This window comes from Arthrobacter sp. Hb9-2 (assembly GCF_059091165.1).
The window spans coordinates 23,261-39,401 of sequence record NZ_JBNHGJ010000018.1; the positions used below are offsets into that span (position 1 = coordinate 23,261).

The 16,141-nt window shown below is 61.4% G+C and carries 14 protein-coding genes; 2 read left to right on the forward strand and 12 right to left on the reverse strand.

All coding sequences use genetic code 11. From position 1 onward, the window contains the following. Positions 1-60 precede the first annotated feature (60 nt). The gene (locus tag AC5RV1_RS11685; RefSeq protein ID WP_493994644.1) at positions 61-972 is read left to right on the forward strand and encodes a LysR family transcriptional regulator; all 912 of its coding nucleotides are present in this window, start codon (positions 61-63) and stop codon (positions 970-972) included. A 222-nt stretch (positions 973-1,194) separates the two neighbouring features. On the opposite strand, the gene AC5RV1_RS11690 is transcribed toward AC5RV1_RS11685, so the two are convergent. From AC5RV1_RS11690 to AC5RV1_RS11720, 7 genes are all read right to left on the reverse strand, one after another. Next, the gene (locus AC5RV1_RS11690; RefSeq protein ID WP_493994645.1) at positions 1,195-1,611 is read right to left on the reverse strand and encodes a LacI family DNA-binding transcriptional regulator; all 417 of its coding nucleotides are present in this window, start codon (positions 1,609-1,611) and stop codon (positions 1,195-1,197) included. Beyond that, positions 1,514-1,774: a LacI family DNA-binding transcriptional regulator gene (locus tag AC5RV1_RS11695; protein WP_493994646.1), complete on the reverse strand. Its 261-nt coding sequence runs from the start codon at positions 1,772-1,774 to the stop codon at positions 1,514-1,516. The genes AC5RV1_RS11690 and AC5RV1_RS11695 overlap by 98 nt, the downstream gene beginning before the upstream one ends. A 158-nt stretch (positions 1,775-1,932) precedes the next feature. Beyond that, complete coding sequence (locus tag AC5RV1_RS11700) at positions 1,933-3,681, reverse strand: glycoside hydrolase family 13 protein (protein WP_493994647.1); 1,749 nt, start codon at positions 3,679-3,681, stop codon at positions 1,933-1,935. A gap of 141 nt (positions 3,682-3,822) precedes the next feature. Beyond that, on the reverse strand, positions 3,823-5,571 hold the full coding sequence (locus AC5RV1_RS11705) for a glycoside hydrolase family 13 protein (RefSeq protein ID WP_493994648.1): 1,749 nt from the start codon (positions 5,569-5,571) through the stop codon (positions 3,823-3,825). Positions 5,572-5,660: 89 nt separating this feature from the next. After that, a complete protein-coding gene (locus AC5RV1_RS11710; protein ID WP_493994649.1) occupies positions 5,661-6,554 on the reverse strand; it encodes a sugar ABC transporter permease in 894 nt (297 codons plus the stop codon). A 35-nt stretch (positions 6,555-6,589) separates the two neighbouring features. Beyond that, positions 6,590-8,206, reverse strand: coding sequence for an ABC transporter permease subunit (locus AC5RV1_RS11715; RefSeq protein ID WP_493994650.1), 1,617 nt, complete (start codon positions 8,204-8,206; stop codon positions 6,590-6,592). Positions 8,207-8,286: 80 nt separating this feature from the next. Further along, entirely contained in the window at positions 8,287-9,567 is a 1,281-nt protein-coding gene (locus tag AC5RV1_RS11720) for a sugar ABC transporter substrate-binding protein (RefSeq protein WP_493994651.1), read from the reverse strand. Between the two features lie 381 nt (positions 9,568-9,948). Between AC5RV1_RS11720 and AC5RV1_RS11725 the strand changes: the two genes are divergently transcribed. Further along, positions 9,949-11,052, forward strand: a complete 1,104-nt coding sequence (locus AC5RV1_RS11725; protein WP_493994652.1) for a LacI family DNA-binding transcriptional regulator — start codon at positions 9,949-9,951, stop codon at positions 11,050-11,052. Positions 11,053-11,760: 708 nt separating this feature from the next. Here AC5RV1_RS11725 and AC5RV1_RS11730 read toward each other — a convergent pair. Genes AC5RV1_RS11730 through AC5RV1_RS11750 form a run of 5 tightly spaced genes read right to left on the reverse strand, consistent with a single transcriptional unit; the run spans position 11,761 to position 16,111 of the window. After that, on the reverse strand, positions 11,761-12,021 hold the full coding sequence (locus AC5RV1_RS11730; RefSeq protein ID WP_493994653.1) for a hypothetical protein: 261 nt from the start codon (positions 12,019-12,021) through the stop codon (positions 11,761-11,763). A gap of 1 nt (position 12,022) precedes the next feature. Next, positions 12,023-13,072: a proline racemase family protein gene (locus AC5RV1_RS11735; RefSeq protein ID WP_493994654.1), complete on the reverse strand. Its 1,050-nt coding sequence runs from the start codon at positions 13,070-13,072 to the stop codon at positions 12,023-12,025. Positions 13,073-13,112: 40 nt separating this feature from the next. Next, complete coding sequence (locus tag AC5RV1_RS11740; protein ID WP_493994655.1) at positions 13,113-13,862, reverse strand: SDR family NAD(P)-dependent oxidoreductase; 750 nt, start codon at positions 13,860-13,862, stop codon at positions 13,113-13,115. Continuing rightward, positions 13,859-14,632: an SDR family NAD(P)-dependent oxidoreductase gene (locus AC5RV1_RS11745; RefSeq protein WP_493994656.1), complete on the reverse strand. Its 774-nt coding sequence runs from the start codon at positions 14,630-14,632 to the stop codon at positions 13,859-13,861. The genes AC5RV1_RS11740 and AC5RV1_RS11745 overlap by 4 nt, the downstream gene beginning before the upstream one ends. Before the next feature lie 3 nt (positions 14,633-14,635). After that, positions 14,636-16,111 (reverse strand): gamma-aminobutyraldehyde dehydrogenase, encoded by a 1,476-nt coding sequence (locus tag AC5RV1_RS11750; RefSeq protein WP_493994657.1) that lies wholly within the window; start codon positions 16,109-16,111, stop codon positions 14,636-14,638. Positions 16,112-16,141: the final 30 nt, after the last annotated feature.

Genomic DNA, 16,141 nt, shown 5'->3' on the forward strand with positions numbered 1-16,141 from the left:
GGACTACCCAAACCTTTAGGTCAATCGATAAATTCTCTCGAATTTATATAGAATTGCTATATGAAGTGGACTTTCGAGCAGCTCAAAACTTTTAAGGTGGTTGCGGACCGGGGGACGATGACTGCTGCCGCCGAAGCTTTAGGGTTTACCCCGGGTGCAGTGTCACAACAGATGGCGGCATTGCAGGCCGCACTTCCACGGCCAATCTTTGCCCGGGACGGACGTCGGGTCGCCCTTACCGATGCGGGCGTGACCCTGCTGCATCACGCCACAGCCCTTCTTGAGGACGAACGGAAGGCCGCAGCTGCCCTCAGCGGCCCTCAATCGGACCAAAGGTCCGTGGTCGCAGTGGGCGTCTTCGGATCTGCCGCCGCATCGGCTATGCAGCCTGCAATCGAGTACCTGCGTGCAGCCGCCCCACATGTCGCCATCCAGGCGGTGGAAGTGGACGTCGAACACATGCCGCAGGCGATCCTGTCCGATCAGATAGAGATCGCCCTGGGACTCAACTACGACGATGCCCCACAACCCCCGGTACGGGGAGTGGTTACAAAAGTGCTTTGTCGAGAGCCGTTCCTGATGGTGCTTCCGCCAGCCGCTGATCGATTCACGGATGATGAACGGGCCTTGGTGGAATACGCCAACGCAACCGACTGGGTCCTGCCACCGATTGAAACGTATTACGGCAGGGCCTGCCGCTTTGCATGCGCACGAGCAGGTATTGAGCCGCGGGTCCAGCACACGGTCACCGACACGGCCGTGTCCATTTCACTGGCCGAATCCGGAGTGGGCATCACCCTCGCAACCACCCTAATGATGGGCCTGCGACCCACGAAAAGCCCCATTGCGACACTTCCAGGCAACTCGCATCGCAGCATCGTAGCCATCGCTCGTTCTGCTGCGCTCGAAAAGGACAGCGTACGAGCCGTCCGCGACGCCCTCACACAGGCGTTCTCACCACTGGCCCTATAGACCACATATGCAGCCACGCCTTGGGGGGAGATCCTATTCAAAGAGGGCGTTGTCTGTTCGTGGGCTTAGGCAAAGGAGCTGGCGGGCTCTATGCCGGCGATGACAGCGTCCATGGTGGGCTCCAGACCCCTTTGCCTCGGCCGTGTTGTCCGCCCATGGGGTACAGGAACGTGTCGGGATGCGTTGATGCGTCAAATACAGCAAGGCGGGCGTTGGTCGTCCTTAGGCGACACGCACGCGGGCGAAGAGTTCGCGTATTGCTTCCGCAGCCAACCTGATTCCTTTAGCATCGGGACGGGTGTCTGAAACCGAGCCCTCCACCGTTGCTGAAGGAATTTGTAGTAACCGTAGCAATTGAGTTTCCTCTTCCTTGAACTTATCTCCTAGGGCGAGGAGGCCGTCGCAGCGGTTCTCGACCTTCGCTGTTTTCAGAAACAGTTCAAGGCTGTTATTGAAGTCATTCAGATTAAAGAGTGCGAGACCGTAGTCGCGTCTATTCAGTTCCCGGGAGGCTTCTTGGACCGCCTGCCAGTTGAATAGGTCATTTCCGGGGGTTGCGAGGATTCCGATAATCCCCGTTCGGCCAGTCGCAAGTCTCGATGCAGTTGGTGAAATCACGTATCCGAGCTGGCCGGCCACGGCAAGGACCTTTTTGGCGTGTTTCGAGGGAAACAGGGGGTAGGTTCCTCAGCGCCCGAGAGACCGTAGCGGTGGAGACGTTTGCAGCGTGAGCGACGTCGGAAATGCCGACCTTCACACTGTTGCGGCGTTGCTGGGCAAATTCTGAAGTACTGTCCTGCATCCTCTTATTGCCTCTTGCCCACCTTTAGGTTCATTACCGGCATCTCTGCTGAAGCCCTGCACGGCGTGGACTTCACTGGATAAATGCTCGATGGACGGATTTGGCAAGCTGAAGAGGCGACGATTGCATGATGGGCATCGCCGCCTCTTGAGCTCAAGCTATCGTCGTGGCGATTTTTGGCTAGTCATCCAGACGGTGGTGGCGGGCGGCAAGGTGCCGTCCTGGGGCAGAGGGTTATTTGACAGGATCACTTGCCCGGCGGGAAGTGGTGCTGGCGTATCGCCGAAGTTGGTGATGCTGTGCCATTCTCCGGGACGGACAAAGTGAAGGACCTGCGGGTTTGCTTCCTCGATCCAGCGCAGTTCCTCTGGGCCCTGCAGAATCCTGCGGAGCGAAAGAGCTTTCCGGTAGAGATTCAGGGTGGATTCCTGGTCTGCTTCCTGCAATTCTGCGGCGACCTCGGTGAACCACTGCGGTTGAGGCAGGTGCGGGTCCGTGGTGCTGAAGCCGAAGGAGGTGTCGTCGGCGCTCCACGGGAGTGGGACGCGGCAACCGTCCCGTCCGATATCCACTCCGGGGTTGCGGAAGAATGCGGGGTCCTGTCGGTGCGTGTCGGGGATTTCGGCAACTTCATGCAGCCCGAGTTCCTCGCCTTGGTAGAGGTAGGCGGAACCGGGAAGCGCCATCATCAGCAATGTGGCGGCTTTTGCGCGGGTGAGTCCAAGCTCCCGGTTTAGTTGGTGCTCGGGTGCGCCGGCCAGGAGCCAGGCTTTGCCATCTCGTGCCCCGCCTGCCATTGGCGCGCCGGTTTCCGTGACGGTGATTTCCGGACTTGCCGGTTCCTCCAGGAGCCCGTAACGAGTGGGGTGACGCACCACGTCGTGGTTGGAGAACACCCAGGTGGAGGAGGCCCCTGTTGCGCTGGATTCATCGAGGTTCTTAGTGATGGATGAGCGGAACTCGCTTGCGTTGAAGTCCGCCGTTAGAAGGTCGAAGTTGAAGGCTTGCCCGAGGCCTTCGGAACTGGCGTAGCGGGCTCTGCGGGAGGGGTGGACCCATGCTTCGGCTACGGCCATCCGCGGTGGGTCGTATTCGTTGAATACCTGCCGCCATTGGGCGTAGATGTCGTGGACCTCGTCGCGGTCCCAGAACAGGTGCTGCCCGTGTTCTGAGGCCATTCCCGGCATTTCTATTTCCGGGGGCAGGGTCTCGGGCAGGTGCTTGGTGAGGCCATGGGCCACGTCGACCCGGAAGCCATCGACGCCGCGGTCCGCCCAGAACCGGAGGGTGGTCAGGAAGTCCTTCCGGACTTCCTCGTTTTCCCAGTTGAAGTCGGGTTGCTCCTTGGCGAACAGGTGGAGGTACCACTGCCCGGGAGTCCCGTCCGGCTCGGTAATGCGTTCCCAGGCGGAGCCGCCGAAGATGGACTGCCAGTCCGAGGGCGGTTCGTTTCCGTCTTGCCCCAGCCCGTTCCGGAAGATGTAACGGTCCCGGGCTGGGGAACCGGCGGGGGAGGCCAGGGCCTCACGGAACCATTCGTGACGGTCAGAGGAATGGTTGGGGACGATGTCGACAATTAGTTTGATGCCGGCATCGTGCAGCGCCGCTGTCATCGCGTCAAAGTCAGCCAGCGTTCCCAGGCGGGGGTCCACGTTGCGGTAGTCGTCGACGTCGTAGCCTCCGTCGGCCAGCGCGGAGGGGTAGAAGGGGCTAAGCCATACTGCATCGATGCCCAGGTTCTTCAGGTAAGGGACCTTTGCCGTGATGCCGGGCAGGTCTCCGAGTCCGTCCCCGTTGGTGTCGTAGAAGCTGCGCGGGTATATCTGATAGACGGATGCCTGGCGCCACCAGTCATGGGCGGAGGAGGGTTCGAGGGTCTTCGAACGTGAATGGGAAGGGGCAGTCATTGGTGGTTCCTTTCGAATTCGTCAAAAAACTTTGGGTGGTAGTGCGGCGGGGCCGCCCGGCGTAGTTGTGCCGTATCGAGGTGCGGTCACTTGGTGGGCATGGAACTAGGCCGCCAGGCAGCCCTTTTGCGGGACCTACCGTCAGGATGAGGGGCTCGTGGCCGTGTCACAGCGCCATATGGCAATGGCGGGTCCCTCGTTGGGCAGGGTGATCATGTCGTGGGCATCTGCGTGGAGGTCGGAAGTTCCTGCGAGGCCGCGAAGATGAGTGCCGATGACACCGGGGGGCAGGGTGATGGCGGTGTGGTCGGCGCGGGCTGCGTGGACCAGGACCGTTTCGTTGGCTGACTCGCGAAGGAAGGTGAAGGCATTGTCGGCAATTGTCAGCCAGCGCAGTCCTCCCTCCCGTAGGGCTTCCGACTGGTTCCTGGTTTGGAAAAGAGCGCGTGTGATGGCCAGCCGGTCATGGTCCCATTCGTCGGGATTGTCCCAGGGGAAGGGGCGGCGGCCGTCTTCACCGTTCACGCCCTCTTGCCCGATCTCATCCCCCGCCCACAACATAGGGATCCCCGGCATGGTGGCCAACAGTCCAAAAGCCACCGTTACCAGGCGCGGGTCGCCGAGCATGGTGCTGATCCGGAAGGTGTCGTGGGAACCGACAAGGTTGAGGGCATGCTTGGTAGCGCGCCAGGGTACGGCTGCGGCGAAGTCCCGCATTGACCCGACGATGTCTGTCCCGGTGAGCCGCGGAATGGCAACAAACGGCCCCGGCTCGAACGGAACGGGCGCTGCTGGTTTCAGCCATTGCCACACCGGGCGGGTAAAGCCGGCGTAATTCATCACTCCGTGCCAGCCATCGACCTGTAAGTCCTGTGATGCGTCGTGGCTGTGTTCGGCCAGCAGCAGCGCTTCCGGATCGGCTTGGGCCATGGTTCGGCGCAGCGTGGTGGAGACCATGTGATTCAGGTCGGTAGTGCCGTGCCGTCCTGTCATATTGGCGACGTCGATGCGCCACCCGTCGAATCCGTCTGGCCCCAGCCAGCGGGCCACGACGGAGTCCTTGCCCTCGTAGAGACGTCGGCGCAATTCGGGATTAGCGTGGTTGAACTTGGGAAGGGACTTGTGCCCGAACCAGCACACATACTCATCAGGATGGCTGGTAAACAGGAAGAATCCGGCTTCGACGCTGTCCGGGTCTGCAATCGCGGTTTTGAACCATTCGTGGGCGTCCCCGCAGTGATTCGTCGTCAGGTCACCCAGCAGACGCATGCCACGGCCATGCAAGGCATCGGAGAGGCGGCGCAGAGCTGAATCTCCGCCAAGCAGCGGATCCACCTGCTCGAAACTGGACGCGTCGTAGCGGTGGTTTGAACAAGCCGGGAATATCGGTGTCAGATAGACGGTGTCGGCGCCCAAAGAGGCAATGTGCTCGAGGCGGGCGGTGATTCCGTCGAGGTCTCCGCCGAAGTACTGATAGGGGGTCTCGGGTCCTCGTCCTATTACCTTGTTTCCCCAGTCCTCCGGGATGGCCCAATCCGGTGCGGGCCGGTCGATCGATTTTGCAAACCGGTCAGGGAAAATTTGGTAGAGAACGGCGCCGCTTGCCCAGGGGGGTGGCGGGGAGTAGGCAGTGAGGCGAAAGTCGGAGGCGTCCGTGACGTCACGGGTGTGCAGGCCGGTCCCGTTGAACCACTGATAACCGCCCGGTAATCCGTCCAGCAGCCACCGGTAGTTCACCACCGGGTTCTCCATCGAGAAGCCAGCCTTGAGCCAAAACTCATGCTCATCTTGCCGGTCTATGCTCGTCTCGAGCAGGGCCTGTTCGCCGTCGATCCACACGCGCAGCAGCGCCTTCGTTACGCCACTGGCACGGGGAACCCGAAGAAACACGGTGACTGCTTCCCCCAATTCCGGATTGGGATTGGAAACATATATCGCGGAACCATCATGATGTGGCTGGTCCCATAGCTGCATGGCGCTCATCCCTTAACCGCCCCGGCGGTGAGTCCTCCGGTGATGTACTTTTGCAGGAACTGGAACAGCAGAACCACGGGCAGGCTGGTGAGCAGGGCACCTGCGGCGAAGACGCCGAGGTTGCCCGACCGGTCCGCATCGATGGTGGCGTACAGGCCGACAGCCAGGGTCTTGACGTCGTTATCGGTGAGGAAGATCGATGCCAGGACAAATTCGCCAAGCACACCGATGAACGACAACAGACCGGTGACTGCCAGGATCGGGGTTATCAGCGGAAAGATGACACGGAAGAACACGGTGGCGTGGCCCGCTCCGTCCATGATCGCTGCCTCGTCCAGTTCTTTCGGCACCGAGTCGAAGAATCCCTTGATTAGCCATACCTGCGAGAGCGCTCCGCCCATGAGCAGAAGTCCGTAGCCCAGGAGCGTGTTCAGGCCCAGCTGGGGAATGACCTCACCGATGGCGGTGAACATCAGGTACAGCGCCACGACTGCGAGGAACTGGGGGAACATCTGGATGAGGAGAAGGCTGAGCAGGCCAATGCGCCGGCCGTTGAAGCGGAAGCGTGAAAAGGCGTAGGCGGCCAGGGCGCTGCACAGAATCTGCCCAAGGGTGACGACTGTACTGATGATCAGTGTGTTGGCGAACCAGCGGAGGTACGGCCGGTTGGGGTCTGTGAAGAGGGCTTGGAAGTGCACAAAGCTCACTTCACGGGGGATCAGGCTGGTGGACGCCACCGTGCCCAGAGGGTTCAGTGCTGCCGAGACAATGAACAACACGGGGAACAGTGCGATGAACACCGCAGCGATGGCTACGAGGTGACGCCAGCCTACTTCGGCAAACCATCGGGTCCTGTTATGGCGTCGCCGGGATTGTGGGGTGCGCTGTGGCTCCTGCATTGGTACCTCAGCCAGACGTGTCGGAGTAGACGACATCAGTTCACCTCTTCCAGGGCGCGGGTAAAACGGAATTGAATTGCGGCGATGATGCCGGTTAGGACGAACAGCAGCACTGATACGGCCGCGGCGAAGCCGAGCTGTGCGCCCTGCCCGCCGAAGGCCAGGCGGTAGGTGTAGCTGATAAGGATGTCAGTTGCTCCCGCTGTCGGGTTCGCGGGGTCGAACGGTCCGCCTTCTGTCAACAGATAGATCGCATTGAAGTTGTTGAAATTGAACGCGAATGTTGACACGAGCAACGGGGCGACCGTGACCAGGAGCAGCGGGAAGGTGATCTTTCTAAAGCCCAGGAACCCGCTGGCGCCATCGATGCGTGATGCTTCCTTGAGATCAGCGGGGATGGCCTGCAGGGCTCCGGTGCAGACCAGGAACATATAAGGAAAACCCATCCAGAAGTTGGTCAGCAGGATTGCTGCCTTGGCCAGAATGGGGTCACCCAGCCAGTTCAGGTCCAAGCCCAGGGAGTTGTTGATCAGGCCGAAATCTTTGTTCCAGAAGCTGGACCAGACCAGCAGGGCGATAAATCCCGGGATTGCGTAGGGGAGGATGAGGATTGCCCGGTAGAAGCGCTGGCCCTTGATCCGTGGATCGTTCAGTGCGGTGGCCAGCCCCAGTCCCAGCAGGAAGGTTCCTGCCACCGAGACTGTTGCGAAGATGAAGGTCCAGGCGAATATCTGCAGGAAATCGGAGCTGATTCTGGTGTCTGTGAAGACGCGCTGATAGTTGGCGAATCCGACGTTAGCGAGCCAGGACTGATCCGAGAGGCGCTTTCCTTCCGGGTCGACGAAGTACTCCCTGTCGCCATGCTGGACGGGTGTGTAGTCGACGCCGGTTGCCGTGTTGGTGATCACGTCGCGCGTTTCGTCGTATTTTAGGGGTGAAGCGCCCTCGAACGCTTGGCGGATGCCAAGTTGCCGGATGGCGCCGTCATCAGTCGGCACCACAAAATCCTCGAGCGCGTCGCTGGCGTTGTTGACCTCTTGCGGAGTCAGGAGCTGGTATCCCTCGGCGTCGGTGACGAAACCGCCTGCAACGGTAACGTCTTCTTGTTCAAGCTCCCGAAGACCATCATCCGGGGTGCCAAGGAACACCTTTTCGCTTTCGGGCTCCACGAGCAGAAAAGCGAACGGCCCGGTCGTGGGGTTTCCTTCAGTTGCTACGGAGAGGTTGTAGCGCGGGGAGTCGGGGCTCTGGACAACTGAAGCGCCGATGATTTGGGAGATGGTTTCTTCTTTTGATGTCCTTGTTCCGTCGCCGAAGTTTGTTGTCGACATTTGGAACGTCATGACGATGGGGTACACCAGGAAGATCACCAGAAGGAGTGTGCCGGGCACCAGATACTTGGCCGGCACCCCACGACCAGTGATGTAGGTCAGCACCAGGACGCCGGCGATGACCCACATTGCCGTGAGAAATCCCCACCGGCCTGTAGCGACAAGTGCCGGGGTGAGGGCTGCCGCTGAGCCGACAACGGTACCCAGGGCCAGGATCTTGGCGAGAAGGGCCACCGGATTCGTTGTGCGTTGATGACGGGTGCCGGGTTCGTCTGTTGCAGGTGACGGAGGACGCTGCAGGCGCTTGAGGGTTTTGATCATGGGGTTCTCCTGGAGTTCAATCTGGGCAGCAGGGCCCCTGGGGGCCGAAGGCATGTGCAACGGCCCCCAAGGGCCGTTTCCTACTTGCCGATTGCAGCAGCGATGGTTTCCCCGGCTGCACGCATCGTGCCTTCGGGCTCAGCGCCGCCCACGATCGCCGCATAGGCCTGGCCGAGGGGGGCGAAGACGGCGGCCATTTCGGGAATGGCCGGCATGGGCTGGGCGGACCCTGCAGCGGAGGCAAACGTCTCGATGGCGGGGTACTGTCCTGCGATCTTCTCGCGAACGGTCGTCATCGTCGGCGGCAGCTTCGCGCCTTCAAACATCTGGGTCATTCCCTCTTCGGTGTTCATCGCGTTTTCCACGAACTCGTGAGCGAACGCTTCGTTTTTTCCGTTCGATGCGACGTAAAAGCCCTGAACGCCGGCGAAGGGCTGGGCAGCAGCCTGTCCTTCGAAACCGGGGATGGGTGTTACTTCGAAGGGGATTCCTGCCTTCTCAACCTGGTTGAGGGCCCAAGGACCGGCCACAAGGTAGGGCGCCTTGCCGTCTGCGAACAAGGAGATCGAGTTATCGACGCTGATGGAGCGCTTCAGGACGCCGCTGCCCGCCTCCCCCAGTGCGTGAATCTTTTTAGCAGCCGCGACCGAACCCTCACCGCCGACGCCGAGGTCAGCTGGATCAGGGTCGCCCTGGGCCGTTGCACCGAAGAGGTAGCCGCCCATTGAGGTGTACAAGGGCTGCATGTGATAGGCGTCTCCGCTGTTGCCTTGCGGCAGGCTGAAAGGAACTTCAACCTTCTGGGCGGCTACCGCCTCCTGTCCCTTGGCGAAGGCATCGTCCAAGGTCGCGGGGGCCTCAGGGACGATGCCGGTGTTGCGGAAGAGGCCCAAAGTTTCGATCCCATACGGCAGTGCGTATACCGAGTCGTTGTACGTCACAGCCTCAACAGCTGTTTCGGCGTAACCCTTGAGCTGATCCGGGGCGATCTGCAGTGGATCGATTGCACCGTTCTGGACGAGATTGCCGATCATGTCATGGGCGCCGGTAAACACATCGGGTCCATTGCCTGCAGCGTTTGCTGTCACCAGGGCAGTCTGGAACTCACCCGAGACGACCTGGACAGCTACGCTGATGCCATTGTCAGCGGCAAAATCTTCGGCGAACGCGCGAATCGAATCGGCCTTCAAGTTATCGGTCCAGATCACCAGGTCGGCATCCGCCCGCTCCGGGGCAGCAGTGGACCCCGCCGCAGCAGGCGCCGACGTGGCCGTTTGGTTTGCTTCGTTGGCGTTTCCGCACCCTGTAAGCAGCAGCATCGCGGTAGCAGTAACCGCGAGAGCGCCCTGAATCCTAAGCATCTGTTTCTCCTTTGAAAGAGGGGGCCGCAGCGCGCCTCCATAAGAGAGGGCGGCGGCGCTCGTGACGTGTGTCACCAAAAAGTGTAAGCGTTTCCAATCTCTACGTCTAGTAGCTGACCATGATGCTTCACGCGGGAGATCTCTGGCCCTGAAAAGCCCTTAAATCCGCCTTTTTATCTCGCATTTGTCGATAGAAACGCTTACAATATTTGTAGCTAGAAGTCGGGGACCACGATTTGCATGGGGCTCGTGCAGTTGCGGTGACGACCGAACTGCCTGCTTCCTTCTGTGTAGGAGTCGCAGTTCCACTACCGTGAAAACACACGGGGAGTCACACCGACGGCCCCAACGGCGGACCGTGCGGCTCCAAGATAAGGAAAGATGACCGTGACAGGCATAAAAGAAGTTGCTGCCCGCGCTGGCGTTTCCGTGGGAACCGCTTCCCGTGCGCTCAGTGGCAACGGCTCGGTGGCAGCCGGCACGCGTAAGCGGGTACTGGCTGCAGCCCAGGAGCTCAACTTCGTCCGTTCCTATAATGCGTCCAGCCTGGTGACAGGGCGGAGCCGCATCATTGGCGTTATCGTGCCGTCAGTCGACCGCTGGTATTTTGCCAAAGTGGTGGCAGGAATCGCCGAGGAACTTATCACCGTCGGATACGATCTGGCCCTGTACAACATTTTCGGTGACCGGGACCATCAAGATGCTGTACTCGAGGACTTCCTGATGCGACAGCGTCTGGACGCAGTGGTCCCGGTTTCGCTTGAACTGACGCCCGAAGAGTTGACGCGCATGCTCTCAATTCGCCGCCCCGTAGTGGGCATCGGCGGGCCGATGCCCGGCGTACCCACGATCGGGATGGACCATTTCGCTGCAGGGTCCCTTGCTACCGCACATCTTCTCGGACTAGGCCACGAGCGGATTGCCCATGTGAGTGGGGGTATTGATCCCTACCGGGATTTCAATCTCACCGACCAGCGCCAGGCAGGCTTCGAGAACGAGATGAAACAGGCGGGGGCACCTGTCCGACCAGAGTGGATCATGGCTTCCGACTTCACGCTGCAGGATGCCTACAACAAGGCGCGAAGCCTCCTTGCTATGCCAGAGCGTCCCACCGCTGTCTTTGCCGCCTCCGACGAAATGGCGATCGGCGTGATACTTGCTGCACGCGACCTCGGCTTACAGGTGCCACATGACCTTTCCGTCGTTGGCATAGACGGGCACGAGCTCGGCGAAACCTTCGGCTTGACCACCATCCAGCAGTTCCCCCGGCAACAAGGTCAACAAGCGGCGCAAAAGCTTTTGCAAAAGCTCTCTAAGACGGCAGCGCCCTTCGATGAGGGAAACGAAACCGGGGGCAGTGGCATGCCGACTACAGGGGAGTCCCTACCGCCAGATAACTTCCACGAGCTACTAGACACCAAGTTTCTTGTCCGTCACAGCACAGCCGTTCCACGTCCCAACGCCCGGACCGCTGAAAGATCGTAAAGAATCACGGCCCGAGGCCTCAAGACAAGAGGGCATAAATCAGTGGCAAGGACACCCGTGCCTCGTCCGGGAAAGCTATTCGTTCTTCAACGGCTCCTGCATAACACCGGCACTTCATGCTCACCTACACATCACCACGTGATTCCCCCAAGGATGTTCCTGCTGGTCCGTCCGGAAAGAGGCACAGTGACCACCCATTTTCCTACTGCTGCATTACGCCTGGAAATCACAGGAGCGGAAGCAAAGTCCGTCCGCGCTAGATTGGATGACGCGATCACTCTCGCTGAGAGTATGGCGCGCAAAGAGGGACGCTGCGGCGTCCTGGTTACCCGCCACGACTATGGGCGGTTCAGCGTGACAATTTCTCCGGAAGTCCCCCACGGAACCACCCAAGAAGCCGAGGATTGGGCCCCAGAGACAGGCAGAAGTTCCGTCTAACGGCGGTTCGTGCAAGCCTATTGTCCCCGTTTATGGGCGGCGGCTGCCTACGTTTTAGCGGTGGAGCGGAGAAAAAATTCCCACTGCGCTGCACATTTGTCAGGCTGGGGTGTGCCTTAAGCAGACGAGCTCCCCACCGAGGTGCCTTGCGGCAGTGCCCACTTGGGCCTTGGCATCACTCGTTCCTGCCAGAGCGAACAGACCCCAGCTACTGGGGGCACACGAGTGCCAAGGTCATCACGTCTGTCCTTCATACACGTGGAAAAGGCCTCAGGCCTGTGCGCCGCAGCTTGCTTTGTAATGAAAACCGGTGCGTTCTTCAGTCGCCCAGGCTTGGTAGAAGTCGGCTTTGTCGAAAAGCCGTCGGCCGTCTATGGGGGAGACAACCCAGAGGATTTGGCCGTCGTCAGTGACAGCGTCCACGATTCCGCTGCCCGCGATGGTTCCTTGTTGGCGGATTTCCACGTGGGCTCCACTCAGCGTGCACCAGTCTTCAATGCGTCGGTGTGACGTGTCTGTAATCGCGCTCATGTCAGTACTCGGCTTTCCATGGTTTGCCCACGACGAAGCCCTCGGGGAAGGGGTCGGATGGGTCGAGGACTAGTTGGTTGATGGAGGTAATCCACGCCCGGCCGGAGATGGCGGGAATTACCGCGTCGTAGGATCCCACGGTGGTGGTGGCCTCTATTCGTGCGTCGAACTGGCTGCCGATGATTGATTGGTGCCGGAAGAGTTGCCCGGGCTTGAGTTCACCGCGGGCGTGCAGGAGGGCCAGACGGGCTGATGTGCCGGTGCCGCAGGGGGATCGGTCCAGCCGGCCGGGCGAGACGATCACTGCGTTTGTAGAGCGAAGCATTTCCTCGCCGCCCGGGCCTTCCTCGTGGTTGATGGGCCCGGTAAATGAGGTGTTGGTGATGCCGGGGATCATCGGGTTCACGGGGTGCCGGATGTCCAGTTGCTCGGCCGCGGCCTTCTTGATGCGTTGCCCCAGATCGTAGAGTGCTGCTTCCTGACTCACGTCCAGTGCAACGCCCACCGATGCGGCGTCGACGATGGCGTAGGTCATGCCGCCGTAGGCAATGTCGACGCTGATCTTTCCCAGTCCCGGAACGTCGATTTTTGCGTCCTGATGGTAGACGAAAGCTGGTTGGTTGACGAGTTTTACCCGTTCGACCTTTCTATCGGCGCAGGTTGCTTCGATGCGGATGAGCCCGGCGGGGGATTCGAGAACCAGTCGGGTGACCGGCTCGGTCATCGGCAGCATTCCGGTTTCCAGGAGCACTGTGGCCACGCACATGGTGTTGGAGCCGGACATGGCGGGGTATTCGGTGGACTCGAGGATGATGTAGCCGAAGTCGGCGTCCGGGTTGTTGGAGGGCAGGACGACGTTCGCGTTATGCCACACGGCCCCACGCGGTTCGCAGAGCAGCAGTTTCCGCAGGTGATCAAGGTGCCTCGAGAAGTGGACCATCTTGTCGAACATCGTCTCGCCTGGGACTGGGCCGACACCACCGACGACCACTTTGCCGGACTCGCCTTCGGCGTGGGCGTCGACCACGTTGAGCATGCGGCTGAATCTCATGGTCTTCCTTTCAGAGTGTTCTACGGACAAACGAGGGTGGTCAGCGGACGTAGTCGGCACCGGTGATGTCGATGGTGGCGCCGGTGGTGTGCCTGGACCGGCCCGACGCCAGGAAAGCGATCATCTCGGCGATGTCCCCCGGTGGCGTGACCTCGCCCAGCGGGAGCGTTTGGAGCATAGGGTCGTCCGGGGAGATGTGCGCGGAGATATCAGTCGCTACCCATCCGGGAGCCACAGCGTACGCAAGGATATTTTCCTTACCGTAGCCCCGTGCGATGCCCTTGGTGAGGGCCAGCAGTCCACCCTTTGCGGCACCGTATGCGAGGTGTCCGGCGTCGTCACCCCGGTGCGCCGAGCGGCTGGTGACGTTGACGATGATCCCGCCGCCGCGCTCCCGGAATTCAAGGATCGCTTGCCGGCACAGGTCGGCCGGAGCCAACAGGTTCAGCTCGTAGTTGGCCTGCCAGCCGTGCTGCCACGCGCTGGTGTCGTCAATCTCGGACGCCAGCCAGGCGCCTGCGTTGTTAACCAGCGCATCGACGCCGCCGCACCAGTTGATGGCCTCGGTCCAGACCCGCAGGCGCTGTGCCGGATCCCGGAGGTCGCCCTGGACGAGCTTTATGCGTTCGCCTAGCCTGTCGGCCGTGGCCTGGGCGGAGTCTTTGTCGTTGCCGTAGTGCAGGATCACGTGCGCACCTTCGCGGTGCAGCACCTCCGTCGTCGCCCTGCCGATGCCGCGGGAGGCGCCGGTGACCAAGACCGTCTTCCCGGCCACCATTCCGGCGCTCATGCGACGGCCTGAGCGCCGGTAATTTCAATGACGGCCCCGCAGATGTAAGGCGCTTCGTCCGAGGCGAGGAACGCCACGAGTGCGGCGACTTCTTCCGGCTTGCCGATGCGCCCGAAGGGAACCAGCGCGTCGAGGTCGGCGACGGTGCGGCCGCTGCGTGCCAGCCCGGCTTCGAGCATGGGGGTGCGAACTTCGCCGGGTGCGACGGCGTTGACCCTGATGTTGTGCGGGGCGTAGTCGCGGGCCAGGTTCTTGGTGAAAGCGACGACGGCGGCCTTGGAGACGTTGTAGGCGATATGCCCTGGTGCCGGGTAGAGGCCCCATTGCGATGCTGTATTCACGATCGCGCCGCCACCCGCCTCAATCATGTGCGGCAGTGCCGCGCGGCAGAGATGGAAGAGCGAGTCCACGTTCACCTCGAAGGACAGCTTCCAGTCCTCATGGCTGAGGGCTAGCAGGTCCCCGCGTCGGTTGATGCCTGCGTTGTTGACCAGGACATCGAGGTGGCCGCTACTACCCACTATGTACCGGACTGCAGCCTCTGAAGCGTCTGAATCCAGCAGGTCGAAGACCAGCGGTTCAGCGGACCACCTCTCACCGAGGATGGAATCGGCCACTTCCTTCGCCGCAGTTTCATTGGCATCGGCCACAAAAACGTGTGCACCTTCAGCGGCCAGCCGGCGGCTGATGGCGGAACCAATTCCGCCACCAGCCCCGGTGACCAAGGCTGTTTTGCCGTGGAAGCGGGAGGTGAGTCCCGTGGTGGTCATTCCCTAGCTTTCCAGCGAGAAGATGGTCCGGTGCCAGGCTTTGGCCTTTTCTCCGGTGAGGTCGAACATGACGTGCTTGACCACGGTGTATTCGTCGAAGGAGTAGGTGGACATATCTTTGCCGAAGCCGGACTGCTTCATGCCGCCGTGGGGCATTTCGCTGATGATCGGGATGTGGTCGTTGACCCAGACGCATCCCGAGCGGATTTCACGGGTGGCGCGCAGGGCGCGGTAGACGTCCTTGGTCCAGGCGGAGGCGGCCAGGCCGTAGGGGGTGTCATTGGCCAGTTCGATGGCTTCATCGTCGGTGTCGAATGGGGTGACGGCCAGGACGGGGCCGAAGACCTCGTCACGGAAGATTTCGCTGTCCGGAGTGGCGTCGGCCACCAGGGTGGGCCGGTAGTAGGAGCCGCTGGCCAGGTCGCCGTCGGGGATGCCGCCCCCGAGGACCCGGGCGTAGCCGCGGGCACGTTCCACCATCTCTGCTACCTTGTCGCGGTGCACCTCGGACACGAGGGGCCCCATGTCGGTGGCAGGGTCGGAGGTGGCACCAAGCTTTACCTTGGCGTACAGGTCGGCGACGCCGGCGATGAAGTCCTCGTAGACGGAGCGGTGCACGATGGCCCGGGTCGCTGCGGTGCAGTCCTGTCCGCTGTTGATCAGGGACCCGGCGACGGCGCCGTGGATGGCGGCTTCGAGGTCGGCGTCGTCGAAGACCACGAACGGTGCTTTGCCGCCGAGTTCGAGGTGGACTCGCTTGGCTGTGGTCGCGGCGGCGTCCAGGACTGTGCGGCCCACCACTGTGGAGCCGGTGAAGGAGAGCATGTCCACATCGGGGTGGCGCAGCAGTTCCGCGCCCACGGTGGAGCCACGTCCGGTCAGGACGTTGATGACACCATCTGGCATGCCTGCCTCGGTGGCGACCTCGGCGAACAGCAGGGTGGTCAGCGGGGTGATTTCAGCGGGCTTGAGCACGATCGTGTTGCCGGCGGCGATGGCGGGGAGGATCTTCCACGCGGCCATCTGCAGCGGGTAGTTCCACGGTGAGATGGACCCGATTACGCCGATGGCTTCACGCCGGATGGAGGAGGTGTGGTCCGCGGAGTATTCGCCGGTGGCTTTGCCTTCGAGATTCCGGGCGGCGCCGGCGAAGAAGGCGATGTTGTCGATGGTGCCCGGGACGTCGAATTCGCGGGTCAGGCGGATGGGCTTGCCGGCCTGACGGGACTCGAGCTGGGCGAACTCTTCGGCCCGTTCTGCCATCCGTTCCGCGAATTTGGTCAGCACAGCCGATCGCTCGGCCGGGGTGGCCCGTGACCAGGCGGGGAACGCGTCCCGTGCTGCCTGGACTGCGAGCTTGACGTCGTCGCTGCCGGCGAGGCTGATGGTGGCTACAGTGCTTCCGTTGGACGGGTCGATGACGTCCACGGTCGCGCCGCTGGTGCCTTCGAGGATCTTGCCGTTGATGAACTGGCTCACAGCTCCTGCTTTCAGTCGTTCGTAAAGATG